The organism is Pseudonocardia sp. Ae331_Ps2, from assembly GCF_001932405.1.
GTDB lineage: Bacteria > Actinomycetota > Actinomycetes > Mycobacteriales > Pseudonocardiaceae > Pseudonocardia.
This window is the reverse complement of sequence record NZ_MCIM01000001.1, coordinates 5289712-5306606: the sequence shown is the minus strand read 5'-3', so window position 1 is coordinate 5306606 and position 16895 is coordinate 5289712. Positions and strand designations below refer to the sequence as shown.

Here is a 16895-nt window from a genome sequence, read left to right as displayed (position 1 = left end):
GCCCCCTCGGCGAGGGGACGGGCTCCGTGTGGTGGTGGGTGCTGCGCGCGTCAGCTCTTCAGCATGCCTCGCAGGACGTACTGCAGGATGCCGCCGTTGCGGTAGTAGTCCGCCTCACCGGGGGTGTCGATGCGGACCTTCGCGTCGAACTCGACGGTCTCGCCGGACCCCTTGGTCGCGGTCACGTGCACCGACTTCGGGGTCTTCCCGTCGTTCAGCTCGGTGACGCCCGCGATGTCGAAGGTCTCGGTGCCGTCGAGCCCGATGCTCTTCGCCGACTCGCCCTCGGGGAACTGCAGCGGGATCACGCCCATGCCGATCAGGTTCGAGCGGTGGATCCGCTCGAAGGACTCGACGATGACGGCGCGCACGCCCAGCAGCGCGGTGCCCTTGGCCGCCCAGTCACGCGACGAGCCGGAGCCGTACTCCTTGCCGCCGAGGATGACCAGCGGGGTGCCGGCCGCGGCGTAGTTCTGCGCGGCGTCGTAGATGAACGCCTGCGGTCCGCCGTCCTGGGTGAAGTCGCGGGTGTAGCCGCCCGAGACGTCGTCGAGCAGCTGGTTGCGCAGCCGGATGTTCGCGAACGTGCCGCGGATCATCACCTCGTGGTTGCCGCGCCGCGAGCCGAAGGAGTTGTAGTCCTTCTTCTCGACGCCGTGGGAGTCCAGGTACTCCGCGGCCGGGGTGCCCGGCTTGATCGCACCGGCCGGCGAGATGTGGTCGGTGGTGACCGAGTCGCCGAGCAGCGCGAGCACGCGGGCGCCGGAGATGTCGGTGACCGGGTCCGGCTCGCCCTTCATGCCCTCGAAGTACGGGGGCTTGCGGACGTAGGTGGACTTCTGGTCCCACTCGAAGACCTTGCCCTCGGGGGTGGGCAGCGCGCGCCAGCGGTCGTCGCCGCGGAACACGTCGGAGTAGCTCTTGGTGAACATCTCCGAGGTGATCGAGGAGTCCACGACGTCGTTGATGTCCTCGGTCGAGGGCCAGATGTCGCGGAGGAAGACGTCGTTGCCCTCGGAGTCCTGCCCCAGGGGCTGGGTCTCGAAGTCGAAGTCCATCGTCCCGGCCAGCGCGTAGGCGATGACCAGCGGCGGGGACGCCAGGTAGTTCATCTTGACGTCGGGGTTGATCCGGCCCTCGAAGTTCCGGTTGCCCGAGAGCACCGAGACGACGGTGAGGTCGTTGTCGTTGACCGCGGCCGAGATCTCCTCCGGCAGCGGGCCGGAGTTGCCGATGCAGGTGGTGCAGCCGTAGCCGACCAGGTTGTAGCCGAGCTTGTCGAGGTAGGGCCAGAGGCCGGCCTTCTCGTAGTAGTCGGTCACGACCTGGCTGCCCGGGGCCATCGAGGTCTTGACCCACGGCTTGGTGGTCAGGCCCTTCTCGACGGCGTTGCGCGCCAGCAGCGCGGCACCGAGCATGACGCTCGGGTTCGAGGTGTTGGTGCACGAGGTGATCGAGGCGATCACGACGGCGCCGTGGTCGAGCACGAACTCGCCACGCGTCTCGGACTTCACCGTGACCGGCTTGGACGGGCGGCCCTCGCAGCCGTCGGCCGCCGACATGATGATCGGCGCGGCGTCGTCGTCGGCGAAGGAGAGCGCGGGGGCGTCGCTGGCCGGGAAGGACTCGTTCGACGACTCGTCGACGCCGGCGAGCGGGCTCGGGGCCACGCCGTCGTCGGTGTAGTCGTGCACGGTCTTGCGGAACGCCGGCTTGGCGTCGGTCAGCTCGATGCGGTCCTGCGGGCGCTTCGGGCCGGCGATCGACGGGACGACCGTCGACAGGTCGAGCTCCAGGGTCTGGGAGTAGACCGGCTCGTGGTCCGGGTCGTGCCAGAGGCCCTGCTCCTTGGCGTAGGCCTCGACCAGCGCGATCTGCTCGGCGGACCGGCCGGTCAGCTTCAGGTAGCGGACGGTCTCCTCGTCGATCGGGAAGATCGCCGCGGTCGAGCCGAACTCCGGGCTCATGTTGCCGATGGTGGCGCGGTTGGCCAGCGGCACCGCGCCGACGCCGGCGCCGTAGAACTCGACGAACTTGCCGACGACGCCCTGGCGGCGCAGCATCTCGGTGATCGTCAGCACCACGTCGGTGGCGGTCACGCCGGTCGGGATCTCGCCGGTCAGCTTGAAGCCGAGCACCTGGGGGATGAGCATCGAGACCGGCTGGCCGAGCATCGCGGCCTCGGCCTCGATGCCGCCGACGCCCCAGCCCAGCACGCCCAGGCCGTTGACCATCGTGGTGTGGGAGTCGGTGCCGACCAGGGTGTCGGGGTAGGCCTGTCCGTTGCGCGGCATGACCACGCGCGCCAGGTTCTCGATGTTGACCTGGTGCACGATGCCGGTGCCGGGCGGGACGACCTTGAACTCGTCGAAGGCGCCCTGGCCCCACCGCAGGAACTGGTAGCGCTCCTTGTTGCGGCCGTACTCGAACTCGATGTTGCGCTCGAACGCGTCGGCGGTGCCGAAGAAGTCGATCATCACCGAGTGGTCGATGACCAGCTCGGCCGGTGCGAGCGGGTTGACCTTGGACGGGTCGCCGCCCATCTCGGTCACGGCCTCGCGCATGGTCGCCAGGTCGACGACGCAGGGCACGCCGGTGAAGTCCTGCATGATCACCCGGGCGGGGGTGAACTGGATCTCGGTGTCCGGGTCGGCCTGCGGGTCCCAGTTCGCCAGGGCGTTGATGTGGTCCGCCGTGACGTTCGCACCGTCCTCGGTGCGGAGCAGGTTCTCGAGCAGGACCTTCAGGCTGAACGGCAGGCGCTTCGAGCCCTCCACCGCGGAGAGCCGGAAGATCTCGTAACCGGTGCCCCCGACGTCGAGCTGTCCTCGGGCGCCGAAGCTGTCGGTGCTGGCCACTTGGTGGTCCTCCCGTGGTGGTGGGCGGTCGCTATGTCCGGTGCGGTGAGCCCGCCCCGCCTCGCGGGGGAGGAGGGGCTCACCTGCGTCGTGTCGGAGTCTCGCGCACCGCCGTGTCGGCAGCAGCGCGGACCCTCGTGAGGTAAACAGTACGCCTGTCCTATAAGCCTGGCGAGCCGGGTGTGGCCGGAGTCGCGGAGCCGTCGGGGGCGTGGGGTCGCTCGTGTGATGGACGAGTCCGGTGTGTCGCACGGGATTCGGGTGACGCGAGTGGCAGTGTTGCCGGTCGAGCTCCCCTGTCGATCCCGCCCCGCTCCCCGGAAGGACCTCCCCGTGACGCGCCAGCCGTCGGCGACCCTCGTCGTGGTGGCCGTGCTCGTGGCGGTTGCACTGGCCTCGCCCGGGGTGGGTGCGGCCGCGACCGTCGTGCCCACCGCCGCCGTGCCCATTGCTGCGGTGCTCCCGGCGCAGCCTCCGCCCCCGCCGCCGCCCAACCCCGGCGACGACGAGCTGGAGCGCAGCCGCCAGTCGGTGCAGGACCGGGCGGCCGAGGTCGGCAGGCTCACCGCCCGCCTCGCCGAGCTCGACGCACAGGCCGAGCAGCTGCAGATGGAGGTCGCGGGGCGCAACGAGGAGGCACTCGCCGCCCGGGACACCGCCGACGCCGCCGGTCGCGAGGCCGAGACCGCCGCGGCCCGGGCCGCCGACGCCCGCGCCGCGACCGAGGCTGCGGGTCGCGCCGTCGACGACGCCCGGACCCGGATCGACGCGTTCGTCGGCGACGTCTACACCCACGGCCTCGACCTGGGCCCGCTCGGCCTGCTCTCCCGGGCGACCGACCCGCAGGACCTGATGGACCGGGCCCGGCTCACCGACGCGCTGAGCGAGGACCAGGCTGCCGTCCTGGAGCAGCTCCAGCAGGCCCGCATCGCCCAGGCCAACGCCGACTCCCTCGCCCGCGCGGCGCAGGAGGAGGCCGACCGGCGTCGCGCCGACGCCGAGCAGGCGTCCGCGGCGGCCGACGCCGCCGTCGACGAGGCCGTCGCGGCCGCCGACGCCCAGCAGACCCGGCTCGACGCGGTGCACGCCGAACGCACCGACGTGCAGTCCCGGCTCGACGCCGCCGAGAACGCCGACGCCGGGCTGCGCGCCCAGCGCCAGCGCTACGAGGCGTGGCGGGCCGAACAGGCCCGGCTCCAGGCCGAGGCCGACCGGCGGGCCAGGGAGGAGGCGGCGTCGCGGGTTGCGCAGGAGTCCGCGCCGTCGGCGGGTCCCGCGCCGCGGCGCACCGGGACGGCGGCGATCGAGACCGTGATCGACCGGGCGATGGCCCAGCTCGGCACCATCTACGCCTGGGGTGGCGGCAACACGCGCGGACCGACCCGCGGCATCCGCGACGGCGGCGTCGCCGACGCCCACGGCGACTTCCGCAAGGTCGGCTTCGACTGCTCGGGGCTGATGCAGTTCGCCTTCGCCGGGGTCGGCATCTACCTGCCCCGCTACAGCGGGAACCAGGCCAACGCCGGGCGGCTGGTGCCGATCTCGGACATGCGGCGCGGGGACATGCTGTCCTGGGCCGAGGGCGGTCGCACCCACCACATCGCCATCTACCTCGGCGACGGCAAGATGCTGGAGGCTCCGTACTCGGGTGCGACCGTGCGGGTCACCCCGGTCCGCTACGCCGGACTGAACAAGGTCACCCGGCTGCTCTGACCGCCGCGGCCTCCGCGGCGAGCTCGTCGAGCACCAGCCGTACCGCGGGCCGGGTCACCGCACCGCGGGTCACGGCGCGCACCAGGCGGGCGGCCCGCACCCCCGCGAGCGGGCGCAGCGCGAGCCGGGCGCCGTCGCGGTGGTCGGTGGAGTAGCGGGGCAGCAGCGCGACGCCGTGCCCGTGCGCGACGAGCTCCTCGGTGACCGAGAAGTCGTTGATCCGCTGCACCACCCGCGGCACGGTGCCGGTCACCAGGGACAGCGAACTCAGCACGTCGTCGACCGGCCAGCCGCCGGCGACCGAGATCCAGTCGGCGTCGACGAGCTCGGGCAGGTGCACCTCGGCACGGTGGGCCAGCGGGTGGTCCGGGGGGAGCGCGACGTCGAGGGGCTCGCGCAGGAGCGGGTGCACGGTGAGCCGGCCGGTGCCGAACGGGTCGAGCCGTTCGTCGTGGTGGGTGACGACGACGTCGGCGCCGGCCGCCGCGGCCGGCACCTCCTCCGGACGCAGGTCGAGGTCCCGGCAGGACAGCGCGAGCCCGGGATGGGCCGACGCCCGGTGCAGCAGACCGGGCAGGAGCAGCCGGGCCGCGGACGGGAAGAACACCACCCGCACCGTCCCCAGCGGCTGCTCGCGCAGTCCCGCGGCGGTCTCCTCCAGCCGGCCCAGCGCGTCGAGCACCTCCTGCGCCCCGTCGACGACGGCCCGCCCGGCCGCGGTGAGCCGCAGACCACGGCCGTCCGGCGCGGTCAGCTCCAGGCCAGCCTCCCGCGACAAGGTCTTGAGCTGCTGGGACACCGCGGACGGGGTGAAGTTCAGTGCCGCGGCGACGGCGGTGACCGAGCCGCGGTCGGCGAGCTCGCGCAGGATCCGGAGCCGACGCACGTCCATGAAGGAACGCTACAACATCGTTTCACTTCTCATCGCTGGTCTGTACGGTCAGGGGGCGGCAGCGTGGACCCGTGACCGTTCGGGACCGTCTGCTCGCCGTCGTCGTCGCCGTGTTGTGGGGCGCCAACTTCATCGCCATCCACGTCGGCCTGGAACACTTCCAGCCGCTGTTCCTCGCCGGGCTGCGGATGCTCGTGCTCGCGGTGCCGACGGTGCTGCTCGTACCGCGGCCGCGGGTGCCGCTGCGCTGGCTCGTCGGCTACGGGCTCGGGTTCGGCACGGTGCAGTTCCTCTTCCTGTTCCTGGGTATGTACGCCGGGATGCCGACCGGGCTCGCGTCGCTGGTGCTGCAGGCGTCGGGGCCGTTCACGCTGGTGCTGGGCGCGCTGTTGCTGCGCGAGCGGGTGACGCCGCGGCAGTGGGCCGGGATCGGCGTCGCCGTCGTCGGTCTGGGGTGCATCGCGGTGGCCCGGGCACAGTCCGCGGCGTTGCTGCCCGTGGTGTTGACCCTGCTCGGCGCACTCGGCTGGGCGGCCGGGAACCTGTGCAGCCGCCTGGCCCAGCGCGAGGGCGAGGCGGTGAACCCGCTGCACCTGACGCTGTGGATGACCGTCGTGCCGCCGGTGCCGCTGCTGGCCGCCTCGGCCGTGGTGGAGGGGCCGGGCGCGTGGGGCGACGTCGTCGCGATGGTGACCCCCGACGGCGTCGCGGGGCTGGCCGCGCTCGTGTACCTGTCGCTGGTCGCGACCGTGCTGGCCGCCGGGATCTGGACCGGGTTGATGCGCCGCTACCCGGCCGGGCTCGTCGCGCCGCACTCGCTGCTCGTGCCGGTGGTCGGGATGAGCCTGGCGATGGTGCTGCTGGGGGAGCGGCCGTCGGTGATCGAGCTGGTCGCCGGGGCGGTGGTGGTCGGCGGGGTGCTGGTGGCGTCCGCGCCGGCCCGGGGTCGGGTGCCGGTGGCGGTGTGAGGGCGCGCTGCTCGCGGGTGGCGGTGCAGAGGGTGTCGGCGTAGGGGCTCGCTGGGATCGGCGGGCGGGGGTGGGTCGACGAGCCCGCCCGCCGGACGGGTGCGTCGGACGGCCGTGCCCGAGCGCCGAACGACCTGGAAGACAGCATCTCAGGGGGATATAATCGAACGTATGATCGAGACCGTGATGGCCTGGACGTCCGTCGACCCCGGTGACGACCCGGCCTGGATCGAGCACCGACGCCGCCGTGAGGCGGTGGAGGAGGCGACCCGGTGTCCGCACGGTCTCGCGGCCGATCTGTGCGGCGAGATGTGCGGGCCCGAGCAGCCGCCCGACCCGTCCGGCGGGATCGACGACGTGGCGTGGGCCGCATTGCGCTGCCTGGTCGCCGGGGCGCTGCCCGACCGGCTCACCGACCTGCAGGTGCTCGACGTCCTCGAGGGCGCCGAGCACTGGGTGCGCCGCTCGACCGCCCTGCGGATGCGCTCGGTCGCGGAGGTCGCGGAGCGGCACCCGACCAGGACGAGTGCCGCACCGCCCGGAGCGGACCCGCGTGCGTCGCAGCCCGTCGCGCGATGGTTGCCGGACCAGGTGGCGATCGTGCTGCGGGTCCCGCGCGACCACGCCCGGTCGCTGATCGGTCAGGCGCAGCGGTTCGCCAGGGTGCTGCCGGAGACCCTGGCGGAGTGGGAGTCGGGGCGGATCGACCAGGCTGCGGCCGAGGCGATCTCGTCGTCGACCCTCGTCCTCGACGACGAGCGTGCCCGACGGGTGCAGGCCGCCGTCCTCCCGGGCGCCCCGCAGCGCACCGGCGGTTGCTCCGGGAGCGGCTGCGCCGCCACATCGCCCGGATCGGCCCGGACGGCGCCCGCGAGCGTCACGAACGGGCCCGTTCGGAGCGGCGGATGTCGGTCTCCCCGGGGGACGACGGCATGGGGTCGCTGTGGCTGGGCGGCACCGCCGCGCAGGTCGAGGCGTCGTGGCAGTGCGTCGACCGGCTCGCGCGTTCCCTCGACGACCCGTGCGACGACCGGACCCTGGACCAGAAGCGCGTCGACCTCGCCCACCAGCTGCTGCAGGGCACGCTGACGCTCACCGACGTCGGTACGGTCCGGGACGCGCTCGGTGCGGCCGCTGAGGGTGCCGAGGACGGCACCCTGCTCGCCGCGGTCGCGCAGGTGCTCGCGGCGAAGCCGGACCCGGGGGAGGTGGTGGGTCGTCGTCCGCTGATCCAGGTCGTGGTCCCGCTCAGCACGCTGATGGGAGGCGCGGCGCCGGCCGAGCTGGTCGGGCACGGTCCGATCCCCGCGGACCTCGCCCGGGCCTTCGCCGCAGGCAGTGTGTGGCAGCGGTTGGTGACCGACCCGCTGTCGGGCATGCTGCTCGACGTCGGACGGACGCGCTACCGCCCGCCGGTCGCGATGGCCGACCACGTCCGGGCACGAGACGGCACCTGTCGCGGTCCCGCGTGCAGCCGCCGGGTCCGCGACCTCGACCACCACCGGCCCTGGGCGGCCGGGAACGGGCCGACGAGTGCGGAGAACCTGTTCGGGCTGTGCCGGGCCGACCACGCGTTGAAGGACGCTCCCGGCTGGCAGGTGCTCGCCGGGCGCGACGGCAGCCTGACCTGGGTGGCACCGTGCGGCCGTCGGGCGACGACGCAGCCGTTCGACTACCGGGCCTTCACCGATCCGTTGCCCTCCGGGGCCGACCACGGCGCCGACCATGGTGCCGCCCTCGTGCCCTTCTGATCCCGTCGAACCCTTCTGGGCATCGCGCGGATCGGGCAGGGTGGTGTCGTGGAGCGGCACCGGGAACGCAGCGAGGCCCAGGCGGTGGAGACCACCCTGGCCGTGCTGCTCGGTGTCACCGCCGCCGGCGTGGTGCTCGCGGTCGTGTGGGCCCTGCGGGCCGGGTTTGACATCGTGCACCCGTGGTGGTCGTTCCGCACCGGGTTCCCGCTCCCGGTGGCCGGGGCGCTGGGGCTGGTCGTCATGGTCGTCGTCCTGCTGCGGGCGCGTCGGCGGGGGATCTGAGCGCTGTTCGGGCCGCCGGGGCGGTGGGTGACCGGGACGGGTGAGCGCGCCCGAAGCCGGACGACGCACCCACCTGCCGACGGGTAGGCTCGAACCATGGCACGAGGAATCTGGTCGCAGAAGGTCCGCACCGCCCGCTGACGGCGGCGCCCACCTCTTCGTCCCGCGAAGCAACCACCGCGTCCGCCGTCCCGGTCCCCGCCGGGCGGCGCACTCCGTGCTGCCCGGCTCCGATCTCGGATGCCGCGGAGCCTCTCGTGCACACCACCCCCGAACCCTCGTCCCTCCTCCCCACCCTCGACGCCGGCGCGTCCGCCCACGTGCGCGCCGAGGACATCGTCGTCACCCGCGGATCGCACCGCGTCCTCGCCGGCGTGACCCTCACCGTCTCCGCCCGGTCACGCCTCGCCGTGGTCGGGGAGAACGGCCGGGGCAAGTCCACGCTCCTGCACGTCCTCGCCGGCGTGATCGTCCCGGACTCCGGCACCGTGCACCGCGCCGGGACCGTCGCCCTGGTCCGCCAGGAGGTGCCCGCCCGTGACGGCGAGACCGTCGGCACGCTCACCGCGGAGTCGCTCGCCGCCCCGCGGACGGCGCTGCGCGAGCTCGACGCGGCGACCGGGGCGCTCACCGACGGTGCGCCCGGCGCCGACGACCGGTTCGCCGCCGCCCCGGACACCGCGACCCGGCTCGACGCCTGGGACGCCGAACGCCGCATCGACGTCGCGCTGGACGCACTCGGCGCCTGCACCGACCGCGACCGGCCGCTGGAGACCCTGTCGGTGGGGCAGCGCCACCGGGTGCGGCTGGCGTGCCTGCTCGGCGCCCGCCACGACGTCCTGCTCCTCGACGAGCCCACCAACCACCTCGACGCGGGCGGTCTGGACTTCCTGACCCGCACCCTGCGTGCGTACCCGGGCGGACTTGCCGTGGTCAGTCACGACCGGGCCCTGCTGCGCGAGGTCGCCGAGGAGTTCTGCGACCTCGACCCGACCCGTGACGGCGCGCCCCGGCTCACCGCGGGCGGCTACGACGGCTGGGTGACCGCCCGCGACCGGGCCCGCAGTGCATGGGAGGCCGCGTACGCCGAGCAGCAGGCCGAGCACCGCCGCCTCGTCGAGGCCGTCGCCACCGCCCGGGACCGGCTCTCGACCGGCTGGCGCCCGGACAAGGGGACCGGCAAGCACGCCCGCCAGTCGCGGGCTCCCGGCGTGGTGCAGGCACTGCAGCGCCGCCGCGCCGAGCTCGACGCGCACCGGGTCGACGTGCCGGTGCCGCCGTCGTCGCTGCGTAGGCCCGACCTCGACGTGCGACCGGGCGCGCCGCAGTTGCGCGCGCAAGGGATCGGCGTGCGGGACCGCCTCGCCGGCCCGGTCGACCTGGTCCTCGACGGGGGCGACCGGCTGCTCGTGACCGGGCCGAACGGGGCCGGGAAGTCGACACTGCTCGCCGTGCTGGCGGGAGCACTCGACCCGGACACCGGGGCGGTGCGCACCGCGGGCGGCGCCCGGGTCGTCCGGCTGGGGCAGGAGACCGCGGTGCTCGACCCGCGGTGGCCCGCGCGCGCCGTGCTGGAGCAGGCCGGCGGCGGTGCTCACGGCCTGCTCGACGCGGCGGCGTTGCGGACGCCGGTCGGACGGCTGTCGGAGGGGCAGCGACGACGGCTCGACCTGGCCGTGACCCTCGCGGCGCGCCCGACGACGCTGCTGCTCGACGAGCCGACCAACCACTTGTCGGCGCGGCTGGTGGACGAGCTCACCGCGATGGTGCGGGACACCTCGGCGGCCGTCGTCGTCGCCACCCACGACCGGCAGCTGCTGCGCGACCTGGCCGACTGGCCGCGCCTCGAGCTCGGTACGGCCGGCTGATCAGGGCCGGAGCCCGGCCTCGACGACGTCGAGGGTGCGACGCAGCCCGGACTCGAACAGCGGCTCGCCGCCACCGGGTCCGCGCACCACCGCGCCGCCGAGCAGCCGGGACAGCACCGGCAGCTGCTCGGACCGGCCGGAGCGACGGACGTCGTCGAGGGTGGGCAGGCGGTCCCCGGCCAGGGCCGCCGCCCCCCGCACGTAGCCGTGCAGCAGGTGCAGCACCTCCACGGCCGCGTGCAGCGGATGCCCCGCCCCGACGACGTGCGCGAGCAGCGCCTCCGCCCACGCGCACTCGGCCGGGCCGGTGGCGCGGGGACCGGCGAGCAGCCCGACGGCCCACGGGTGCTCGTCGAGCACCTCGCGCAGGGCGGACGCCCAGATCTCGCACCCCAGCCGAAGCCCGCAGCCCGCCAGGTCCGGCGGCTCGCCCAGCGCGGCGTCCAGGACGAGGTCGACCAGCGCGTCCTTGCCGGGCACGTGCCGGTACAGCGACATCGGCGCCGACCCCAGCTCCCGGGCCAGCCGCGGCATCGACACCGCGGCCAGGCCGTCGGTGTCGGCGAGGCGCAGCGCCGTGGCGACGACGGACCCGCGGTCCAGCGTCCGTCGCGCCGGGGCCGGGGGAGCGGCCCAGCGGGGGTCGTCGACGGTCACGGCGTGGATCATGCCACGCACGTCGTAGAGACACCTACGCACTGTGCGTAAGCCCTACGCAGACACGGGCGGCGGGTCGTCCGCCGTGCGGTTCGTAGGGTGGCCCGATGCAGTGGTGGGAGGTCGGGGTCATCGCGCTGGCCGGAGTCTGGGCGGGGTTGATCAACACCGTCGTCGGGTCCGGGACGCTGGTGACCTTCCCGGTGCTGGTGGCGCTCGGCTTCCCGCCGGTGACGGCGACGACGTCGAACGCCATCGGCCTGATCACGGGGTCGATCACCGGCGCCGTCGGCTACCGCAGGGAGTGGGCCGGGCACGGTCGCCGGCTCGCGAAGTACGCCGTCGCGTCGTTCCTCGGGGCGGTCGTCGGCGCGGCGCTGCTGCTGTCGCTGCCGCCGGATGCGTTCGAGACGATCGTGCCGGTCCTGGTCGGCACCTCGGTGCTGCTGGTCGCCGTGCAACCGCTGCTGGCCCGCCGGCTGCGGGACCGGCCGCGTCCCGACCGGTCCGGCTCACCGGTGCTCTACCTGCTGGTGTTCCTGGTGGGCGTCTACGGCGGCTACTTCACCGCCGCACAGGGGATCATGCTGGTCGGGGTCATGGGGCTGCTCCTCGCGGACCCGCTGCAGCGGCTCAACGCCTTCAAGAACACCCTCGCCTCGGTCGTGAACATCGTCGCGGGGGCCATCTACGCCGTCGTCGCGCCGGTCGACTGGAGGGTCGTCGGGATCATCGCGGTCAGCTCGATCGTCGGCGGGCTGCTCGGCGCGAAGGTCGGGCGCAGGCTGTCGCCCGCGGTGCTGCGGAGCGCGATCGTCGTGATCGGGGTCGCGGCCATCGTGTTCCTGCTGGTGGAGTGAGCGGCCCGGAACTGTCGGGGGTGTCTGCTCTGCTGGGGCCGTGGACGACGACCGCGCCGCCGAGCTGGCCGCGGCCCTCGCCGCGCTGGCCGGTCGCGAGATCGGTCCGGGCGAGGCGCGGGCCGTCGTCGCGCACGCCCACGACCTGACCCCGGCCCGGGCGAACGCGGTCTGGACCCGGCACCGGGCGGCACCGCGGACCGTGCCGCTGCGCGACTACCTGGCGATGACGCTCCGGTTCACCGCGCAGGACCCTGCGGTCGGCCCGCTGGCGGGCGGGGAGCGGCACGCCTCACCGGATCCACACGGCCGACACGGTGGGATGGCACCGTGAGCACGACTGCCTCGACCGGCCCGGACCCGATCACCCCCGCCCGCGACGCCGAGCGGCTCGAGCGTGCGGTACTCGAGGTGAAGCGGGTGATCGTCGGCCAGGACCGGCTCGTCGAGCGGATGCTGGTGGGTCTGCTCGCGAAGGGGCACCTGCTGCTGGAGGGCGTCCCCGGCGTCGCGAAGACCCTCGCGGTGGAGACCTTCGCCCGGGTCGTCGGGGGGAGCTTCTCCCGGCTGCAGTTCACCCCCGACCTGGTGCCCGCCGACATCCTCGGCACCCGGATCTACCGGCAGGGCAGGGAGGAGTTCGACGTCGAGCTCGGCCCGGTCGTCGCGAACTTCGTGCTGGCCGACGAGATCAACCGCGCCCCGGCGAAGGTGCAGTCGGCGATGCTCGAGGTGATGGCCGAGCGCAAGCTCTCCCTCGCCGGTCGCGACCACCCGATGCCCGACCCGTTCCTCGTGCTCGCCACCCAGAACCCGATCGAGAACGAGGGCGTCTACCCGCTGCCCGAGGCCCAACGCGACCGCTTCCTGTTCAAGCTGATCATCGAGTACCCGGGGGTCGAGGAGGAACGGGAGATCATCTACCGGATGGGGTCCACCCCACCGGTGGCCTCCCAGGTCCTCACCCCCGACGAGCTGGTCCGGCTGCAGCGCACCGCGGCGGACGTGTTCGTGCACCACGCCCTGGTCGACTACGTCGTGCGGCTGGTCGTCGCGACCCGGCTGCCGTCCGAGCACGGCCTGTCCGACGTCGCGTCCTGGATCGCCTACGGGGCCTCGCCGCGTGCGTCGCTGGGCATCGTGTCCGCCGCCCGCGCGCTGGCCCTGGTGCGTGGCCGCGACTACGTTCTGCCGCAAGACGTGCTGGAGGTCGCCCCGGACGTGCTGCGGCACCGCCTCGTGCTGTCCTACGACGCGATCGCCGACCAGGTGCCGGTCGACCACATCGTCACCCGGGTCCTGCAGACCGTGCCGTTGCCGCAGGTCAGCGCCCGGCCCGGGGGAGCGCCCGAGGGTGCGCCGTCGGCGTGGCCGCCCGCACCGGGTGCCGGCCAGGGTCCGGCGTGACGGCGGGGTCCGCCGACCTCGTCCGGCTCGAGGCCTCCCTGCGGACCCTGGAGCTCACCGTCCGGCGCCGGCTGGACGGCCTGCTCCAGGGCAACCACATCGGGCTGCTGCCCGGCCCCGGCACCGAGCCCGGTGACGCGCGCCCGTACCAGCCCGGTGACGACGTCCGCCGGATGGACTGGTCGGTCACCGCCCGCACGACCGCCCCGCACGTGCGCGAGACCGTCGCCGACCGCGAGCTGGAGACCTGGGCGGTGGTGGACCTGTCGCGCAGCATCGACTACGGCACCGCCCGCACCGACAAGCGGCACCTGGCGCTGGCCGGGCTGACCGCGGTCGCCCAGCTGACGACCGGGGGCGGCAACCGGCTCGGCGCCGTCGTCGCGAACGGGGAGTCGACGCTGCGGCTGCCCGCCCGCGGTGGCCTGGCGCACGCCCGTGGCCTGGTCCGCCGGGTCGCGACGATGCCGTCGGCGCCCGAGGGCACCCGCGGTGACCTGTCGGGCGCACTCGACGAGCTGCGCCGCCCCCCGCGCCGGCGCGGGCTGGTCGTGGTGGTCTCGGACTTCCTCGGCGAGCCCACCTGGGAGCGGTCGCTGCGGGCGCTCTCGGCGCGCCACGAGCTCCTCGCCATCGAGGTCGTCGACCCGCGGGAGCTGGAGCTGCCCGACGTCGGGACCGTCGTGCTGGCCGACCCCGAGACCGGGCGTCAGCGCGAGGTCGACACCACACCGCTGCTGCGCCGCGAGTTCGCCGCCGCCGCCTCCGAGCACCGCGACCGGGTGGCCGCGGCGCTGCGTCGCTGCGGGGCCGGGCACCTGACCCTGCGCACCGACACCGACTGGGTGGCCGACATCGTGCGGTTCGCCGTCGCCCGCAAGCACACCGCGTCTCCGCGCAACGGCACAGCGGCCCCACGCAGCGGCGCCGCGTTCTCGGGCAACGGCGCAGCGGCCCCGCGCAACGGCGCAGCGTTCCCGCCCGACGGAACTGCGGCCCCGCGGAGGCCCGCGTGACGTTCACCGCCCCCTGGTGGCTGCTCGGGCTGCTCGTCGTCGCCGCGCTGGCGGTCGCCTACGTGTGGCTGCTGCGCCGGCGCCGTCGCGACGTCGTACGGTTCACCAACCTGGAGCTGCTGGAGTCGGTCGCCCCGAAGCGGCCGGGCCGGTGGCGGCACCTTCCCGTGATCGCGTTGATCGCGGCGCTGGCGGTGCTCACCGTGGCGCTCGCCGGGCCACAGGCGATGGCGAAGGTGCCGCGGAACCGGGCCACGGTGATGCTGGTGATCGACGTGTCGCTGTCGATGAAGGCCACCGACGTCGCGCCGACCCGGCTCGCCGCCGCGCAGGCCGCGGCCAAGCAGTTCGCCGACCAGCTGACCCCCGGCGTCAACCTCGGGCTGGTGTCGTTCGCCGGGACCGCGGCGGTGCTCGTCTCGCCGACGACCGACCGCAGCGCGGTCAAGAACGGCGTCGACAACCTGCAGCTCGCCGAGTCCACCGCGACCGGCGAGGCGATCTTCACGGCGATGCAGTCCATCGACACGTTCTCCCGGTCGCTGCAGGGCGGCCCGGACGCGGAGGGGGTGCCGCCTCCGGCGCGGATCGTGCTTCTCTCCGACGGCACCCAGACCGTGCCGGGTCCGGACGGGGAGAACGAGCCGCGCGGCTCGTTCACCGCGGCCGCCGAGGCGCGCAACCGCGGCATCCCGGTGTCCACGATCTCCTTCGGCACCAGCTACGGCACGATCGAGCTCGACGGCGGACGCACCCCCGTCCCCGTCGACGACGCCTCGATGGAGCGCATCGCGCAGCTCGCCGGTGGCCGGTTCTTCACCGCCGCCACCGAGTCCGAGCTGCGCGCGGTCTACTCCGACCTGTCCGAGGAGCTCGGCTACGAGGAGCGCGAGGTCGACGCGAGCAGACCGTGGATGATCGGCGGGTTCGTGCTGCTGATCGGCGGGCTCGGTGCGGGCATCCTGCTCGGCAGGCGGCTGCCGTGAGGGTGATCTCCGCTCGCGGGTACCGACCGGTAGTGCGTTAGGTTCACCCCCCGTGGGACGCAGCGTGCTCGTGACCGGAGGAAACCGCGGCATCGGCCTGGCGATCGCGCAGGCGTTCGCGGCCGAGGGCGACCAGGTGGCGGTGACCTACCGCTCGGGGAAGGACGACATCCCCGACGGGCTCTTGCCGGTGCACTGCGACGTCACCGACGCCGAGTCCGTCGACGCCGCGTTCACCGAGGTCGAGGCCGCCCACGGACCGGTCGAGGTGCTGGTGTCCAACGCCGGCATCACCGACGACGGCCTGCTCATGCGGATGTCCGAGGAGTCCTTCACCCGGGTCGTCGACGCCAACCTCACCGCCGCCTACCGGGTCGCGAAGCGGGCCTCGCGCGGGATGCTGAAGGCCAAGAAGGGCCGCATGATCTTCGTGTCGTCGGTCGTGGGCCTCTCCGGGTCGGCCGGGCAGGTCAACTACGCCGCCTCCAAGTCCGGGCTCGTCGGCCTCGCGCGCTCGGTCGCCCGCGAGCTCGGCAGCCGCGGCATCACCGCGAACGTCGTCGCCCCCGGCTTCGTCGACACCGACATGACCCGCGCGCTGCCCGAGAAGCGGCGCGAGGAGATCCTCGGGACCATCCCGCTCTCCCGCTACGCCGACGCCGGCGAGATCGCCTCGGTCGTCGCCTTCCTCGCCTCGCCCGGCGCCGGCTACGTCACCGGGGCGGTCGTCCCGGTCGACGGCGGCCTGGGCATGGGGCACTGAGCATGGGGCACTGATCGGCGCTCACGCGCGAACACCGACACCGGGCCCCGGGTCCGGGCCCCCGCAGAACTCTCGAAAGGACGTCATGGGACTGCTCGACGGCAAGCGGCTGCTGATCACCGGTGTGATCACCGATGCCTCGCTGGCCTTCCACTCCGCCAAGATCGCCCAGGAGCAGGGCGCCGAGGTCGTGCTCACCGGCTTCGGCCGGATGCGGCTGGTCGAGCGGATCGCGATGCGGCTGCCGAAGCCCGCCCCGGTCGTCGAGCTGGACGTGTCGAACCAGGAGCAGCTGGACTCGCTCGTCGAGCGGATCACCCCGCACCTGGGCGAGGAGCCCCGCCTCGACGGCGTGCTGCACTCGATCGGGTTCGCCCCGGCGGGTGCGCTGGGGGAGGGTGCGTTCCTGAACGCGCAGTGGGAGGACGTCGCCACCACGATCCAGGTGTCGGCGTTCTCGCTGAAGTCGCTGGCGATGGCGTGCAAGCCGCTGCTCGGTCCGGGCAGCTCGATCGTCGGCATGGACTTCGACAACCGTCAGGCCTGGCCCGCCTACGACTGGATGGGCGTCGCGAAGTCGGCGCTGGAGTCGGTCACCCGCTACCTGGCCCGCGACCTGGGCCGCGACGGCATCCGGGTCAACCTGGTCGCCGCCGGCCCGGTGAAGACGATGGCCGCCAAGTCGATCCCGGGCTTCGCCGCGTTCGAGGACGTGTGGGACAAGCGTGCCCCGCTCGGCTGGGACATGAACGACCCGGTGCCGGTCGCGAAGACCGTGTGCGCCGCACTGTCGGACTGGATGCCGACCACCACCGGATCGATGATCATGGCCGACGGCGGGGTGCACGCCGTCGGCGTGTGAGGCCGGGGA

At 73.9% G+C, this 16895-nt stretch carries 15 protein-coding genes; 12 read left to right on the top strand and 3 right to left on the bottom strand.

Annotation, left to right across the window (positions count from 1 at the left end; genetic code table 11):
* Nucleotides 1-50: 50 nt before the first annotated feature.
* Nucleotides 51-2858 carry an aconitate hydratase gene (locus Ae331Ps2_RS24820; RefSeq protein WP_075306190.1) on the bottom strand — a complete coding sequence of 936 codons (2808 nt, stop codon included), beginning with the start codon at nucleotides 2856-2858 and terminating at the stop codon, nucleotides 51-53.
* A gap of 333 nt (nucleotides 2859-3191) precedes the next feature.
* Here Ae331Ps2_RS24820 and Ae331Ps2_RS24815 point away from each other — a divergent pair, with 333 nt between their 5' ends.
* The gene (locus tag Ae331Ps2_RS24815) at nucleotides 3192-4571 is read left to right on the top strand and encodes an NlpC/P60 family protein (protein ID WP_083695956.1); all 1380 of its coding nucleotides are present in this window, start codon (nucleotides 3192-3194) and stop codon (nucleotides 4569-4571) included.
* On the opposite strand, the gene Ae331Ps2_RS24810 is transcribed toward Ae331Ps2_RS24815, so the two are convergent.
* Entirely contained in the window at nucleotides 4555-5463 is a 909-nt protein-coding gene (locus tag Ae331Ps2_RS24810; protein WP_075306191.1) for a LysR family transcriptional regulator, read from the bottom strand. The genes Ae331Ps2_RS24815 and Ae331Ps2_RS24810 overlap by 17 nt on opposite strands.
* 71 nt (nucleotides 5464-5534) lie before the next feature.
* Between Ae331Ps2_RS24810 and Ae331Ps2_RS24805 the strand changes: the two genes are divergently transcribed.
* From Ae331Ps2_RS24805 to Ae331Ps2_RS24790, 4 genes are all read left to right on the top strand, one after another.
* A complete protein-coding gene (locus tag Ae331Ps2_RS24805; RefSeq protein WP_075306193.1) occupies nucleotides 5535-6431 on the top strand; it encodes an EamA family transporter in 897 nt (298 codons plus the stop codon).
* A gap of 815 nt (nucleotides 6432-7246) precedes the next feature.
* On the top strand, nucleotides 7247-8182 hold the full coding sequence (locus tag Ae331Ps2_RS32220) for an HNH endonuclease signature motif containing protein (protein WP_139318711.1): 936 nt from the start codon (nucleotides 7247-7249) through the stop codon (nucleotides 8180-8182).
* A gap of 48 nt (nucleotides 8183-8230) precedes the next feature.
* Nucleotides 8231-8467 (top strand): hypothetical protein, encoded by a 237-nt coding sequence (locus Ae331Ps2_RS24795; RefSeq protein WP_075306197.1) that lies wholly within the window; start codon nucleotides 8231-8233, stop codon nucleotides 8465-8467.
* Nucleotides 8468-8724: 257 nt separating this feature from the next.
* The gene (locus Ae331Ps2_RS24790) at nucleotides 8725-10335 is read left to right on the top strand and encodes an ABC-F family ATP-binding cassette domain-containing protein (RefSeq protein WP_075306199.1); all 1611 of its coding nucleotides are present in this window, start codon (nucleotides 8725-8727) and stop codon (nucleotides 10333-10335) included.
* Here the strand turns inward: Ae331Ps2_RS24790 and Ae331Ps2_RS24785 are convergent, their stop codons facing one another.
* Nucleotides 10336-11004, bottom strand: coding sequence for a TetR/AcrR family transcriptional regulator (locus Ae331Ps2_RS24785; RefSeq protein ID WP_020627770.1), 669 nt, complete (start codon nucleotides 11002-11004; stop codon nucleotides 10336-10338).
* Nucleotides 11005-11099: 95 nt separating this feature from the next.
* Between Ae331Ps2_RS24785 and Ae331Ps2_RS24780 the strand changes: the two genes are divergently transcribed.
* From Ae331Ps2_RS24780 to fabI, 7 genes are all read left to right on the top strand, one after another.
* Nucleotides 11100-11852 carry a sulfite exporter TauE/SafE family protein gene (locus Ae331Ps2_RS24780; protein ID WP_075306200.1) on the top strand — a complete coding sequence of 251 codons (753 nt, stop codon included), beginning with the start codon at nucleotides 11100-11102 and terminating at the stop codon, nucleotides 11850-11852.
* Nucleotides 11853-11892: 40 nt separating this feature from the next.
* A complete protein-coding gene (locus Ae331Ps2_RS24775; RefSeq protein WP_075306202.1) occupies nucleotides 11893-12186 on the top strand; it encodes a hypothetical protein in 294 nt (97 codons plus the stop codon).
* Nucleotides 12183-13259, top strand: a complete 1077-nt coding sequence (locus Ae331Ps2_RS24770) for a MoxR family ATPase (protein ID WP_075306204.1) — start codon at nucleotides 12183-12185, stop codon at nucleotides 13257-13259. Before Ae331Ps2_RS24775 ends, Ae331Ps2_RS24770 begins: the two co-directional genes overlap by 4 nt.
* Complete coding sequence (locus Ae331Ps2_RS24765) at nucleotides 13256-14275, top strand: DUF58 domain-containing protein (protein WP_233147551.1); 1020 nt, start codon at nucleotides 13256-13258, stop codon at nucleotides 14273-14275. The genes Ae331Ps2_RS24770 and Ae331Ps2_RS24765 overlap by 4 nt, the downstream gene beginning before the upstream one ends.
* On the top strand, nucleotides 14272-15261 hold the full coding sequence (locus tag Ae331Ps2_RS24760; protein WP_075306206.1) for a VWA domain-containing protein: 990 nt from the start codon (nucleotides 14272-14274) through the stop codon (nucleotides 15259-15261). Before Ae331Ps2_RS24765 ends, Ae331Ps2_RS24760 begins: the two co-directional genes overlap by 4 nt.
* A 52-nt stretch (nucleotides 15262-15313) precedes the next feature.
* Nucleotides 15314-16024 carry a 3-oxoacyl-ACP reductase FabG gene (fabG, locus tag Ae331Ps2_RS24755; RefSeq protein ID WP_020627585.1) on the top strand — a complete coding sequence of 237 codons (711 nt, stop codon included), beginning with the start codon at nucleotides 15314-15316 and terminating at the stop codon, nucleotides 16022-16024.
* Nucleotides 16025-16109: 85 nt separating this feature from the next.
* Entirely contained in the window at nucleotides 16110-16886 is a 777-nt protein-coding gene (gene fabI / locus Ae331Ps2_RS24750) for an enoyl-ACP reductase FabI (protein WP_020627584.1), read from the top strand.
* The last annotated feature ends 9 nt before the right edge of the window (nucleotides 16887-16895 follow it).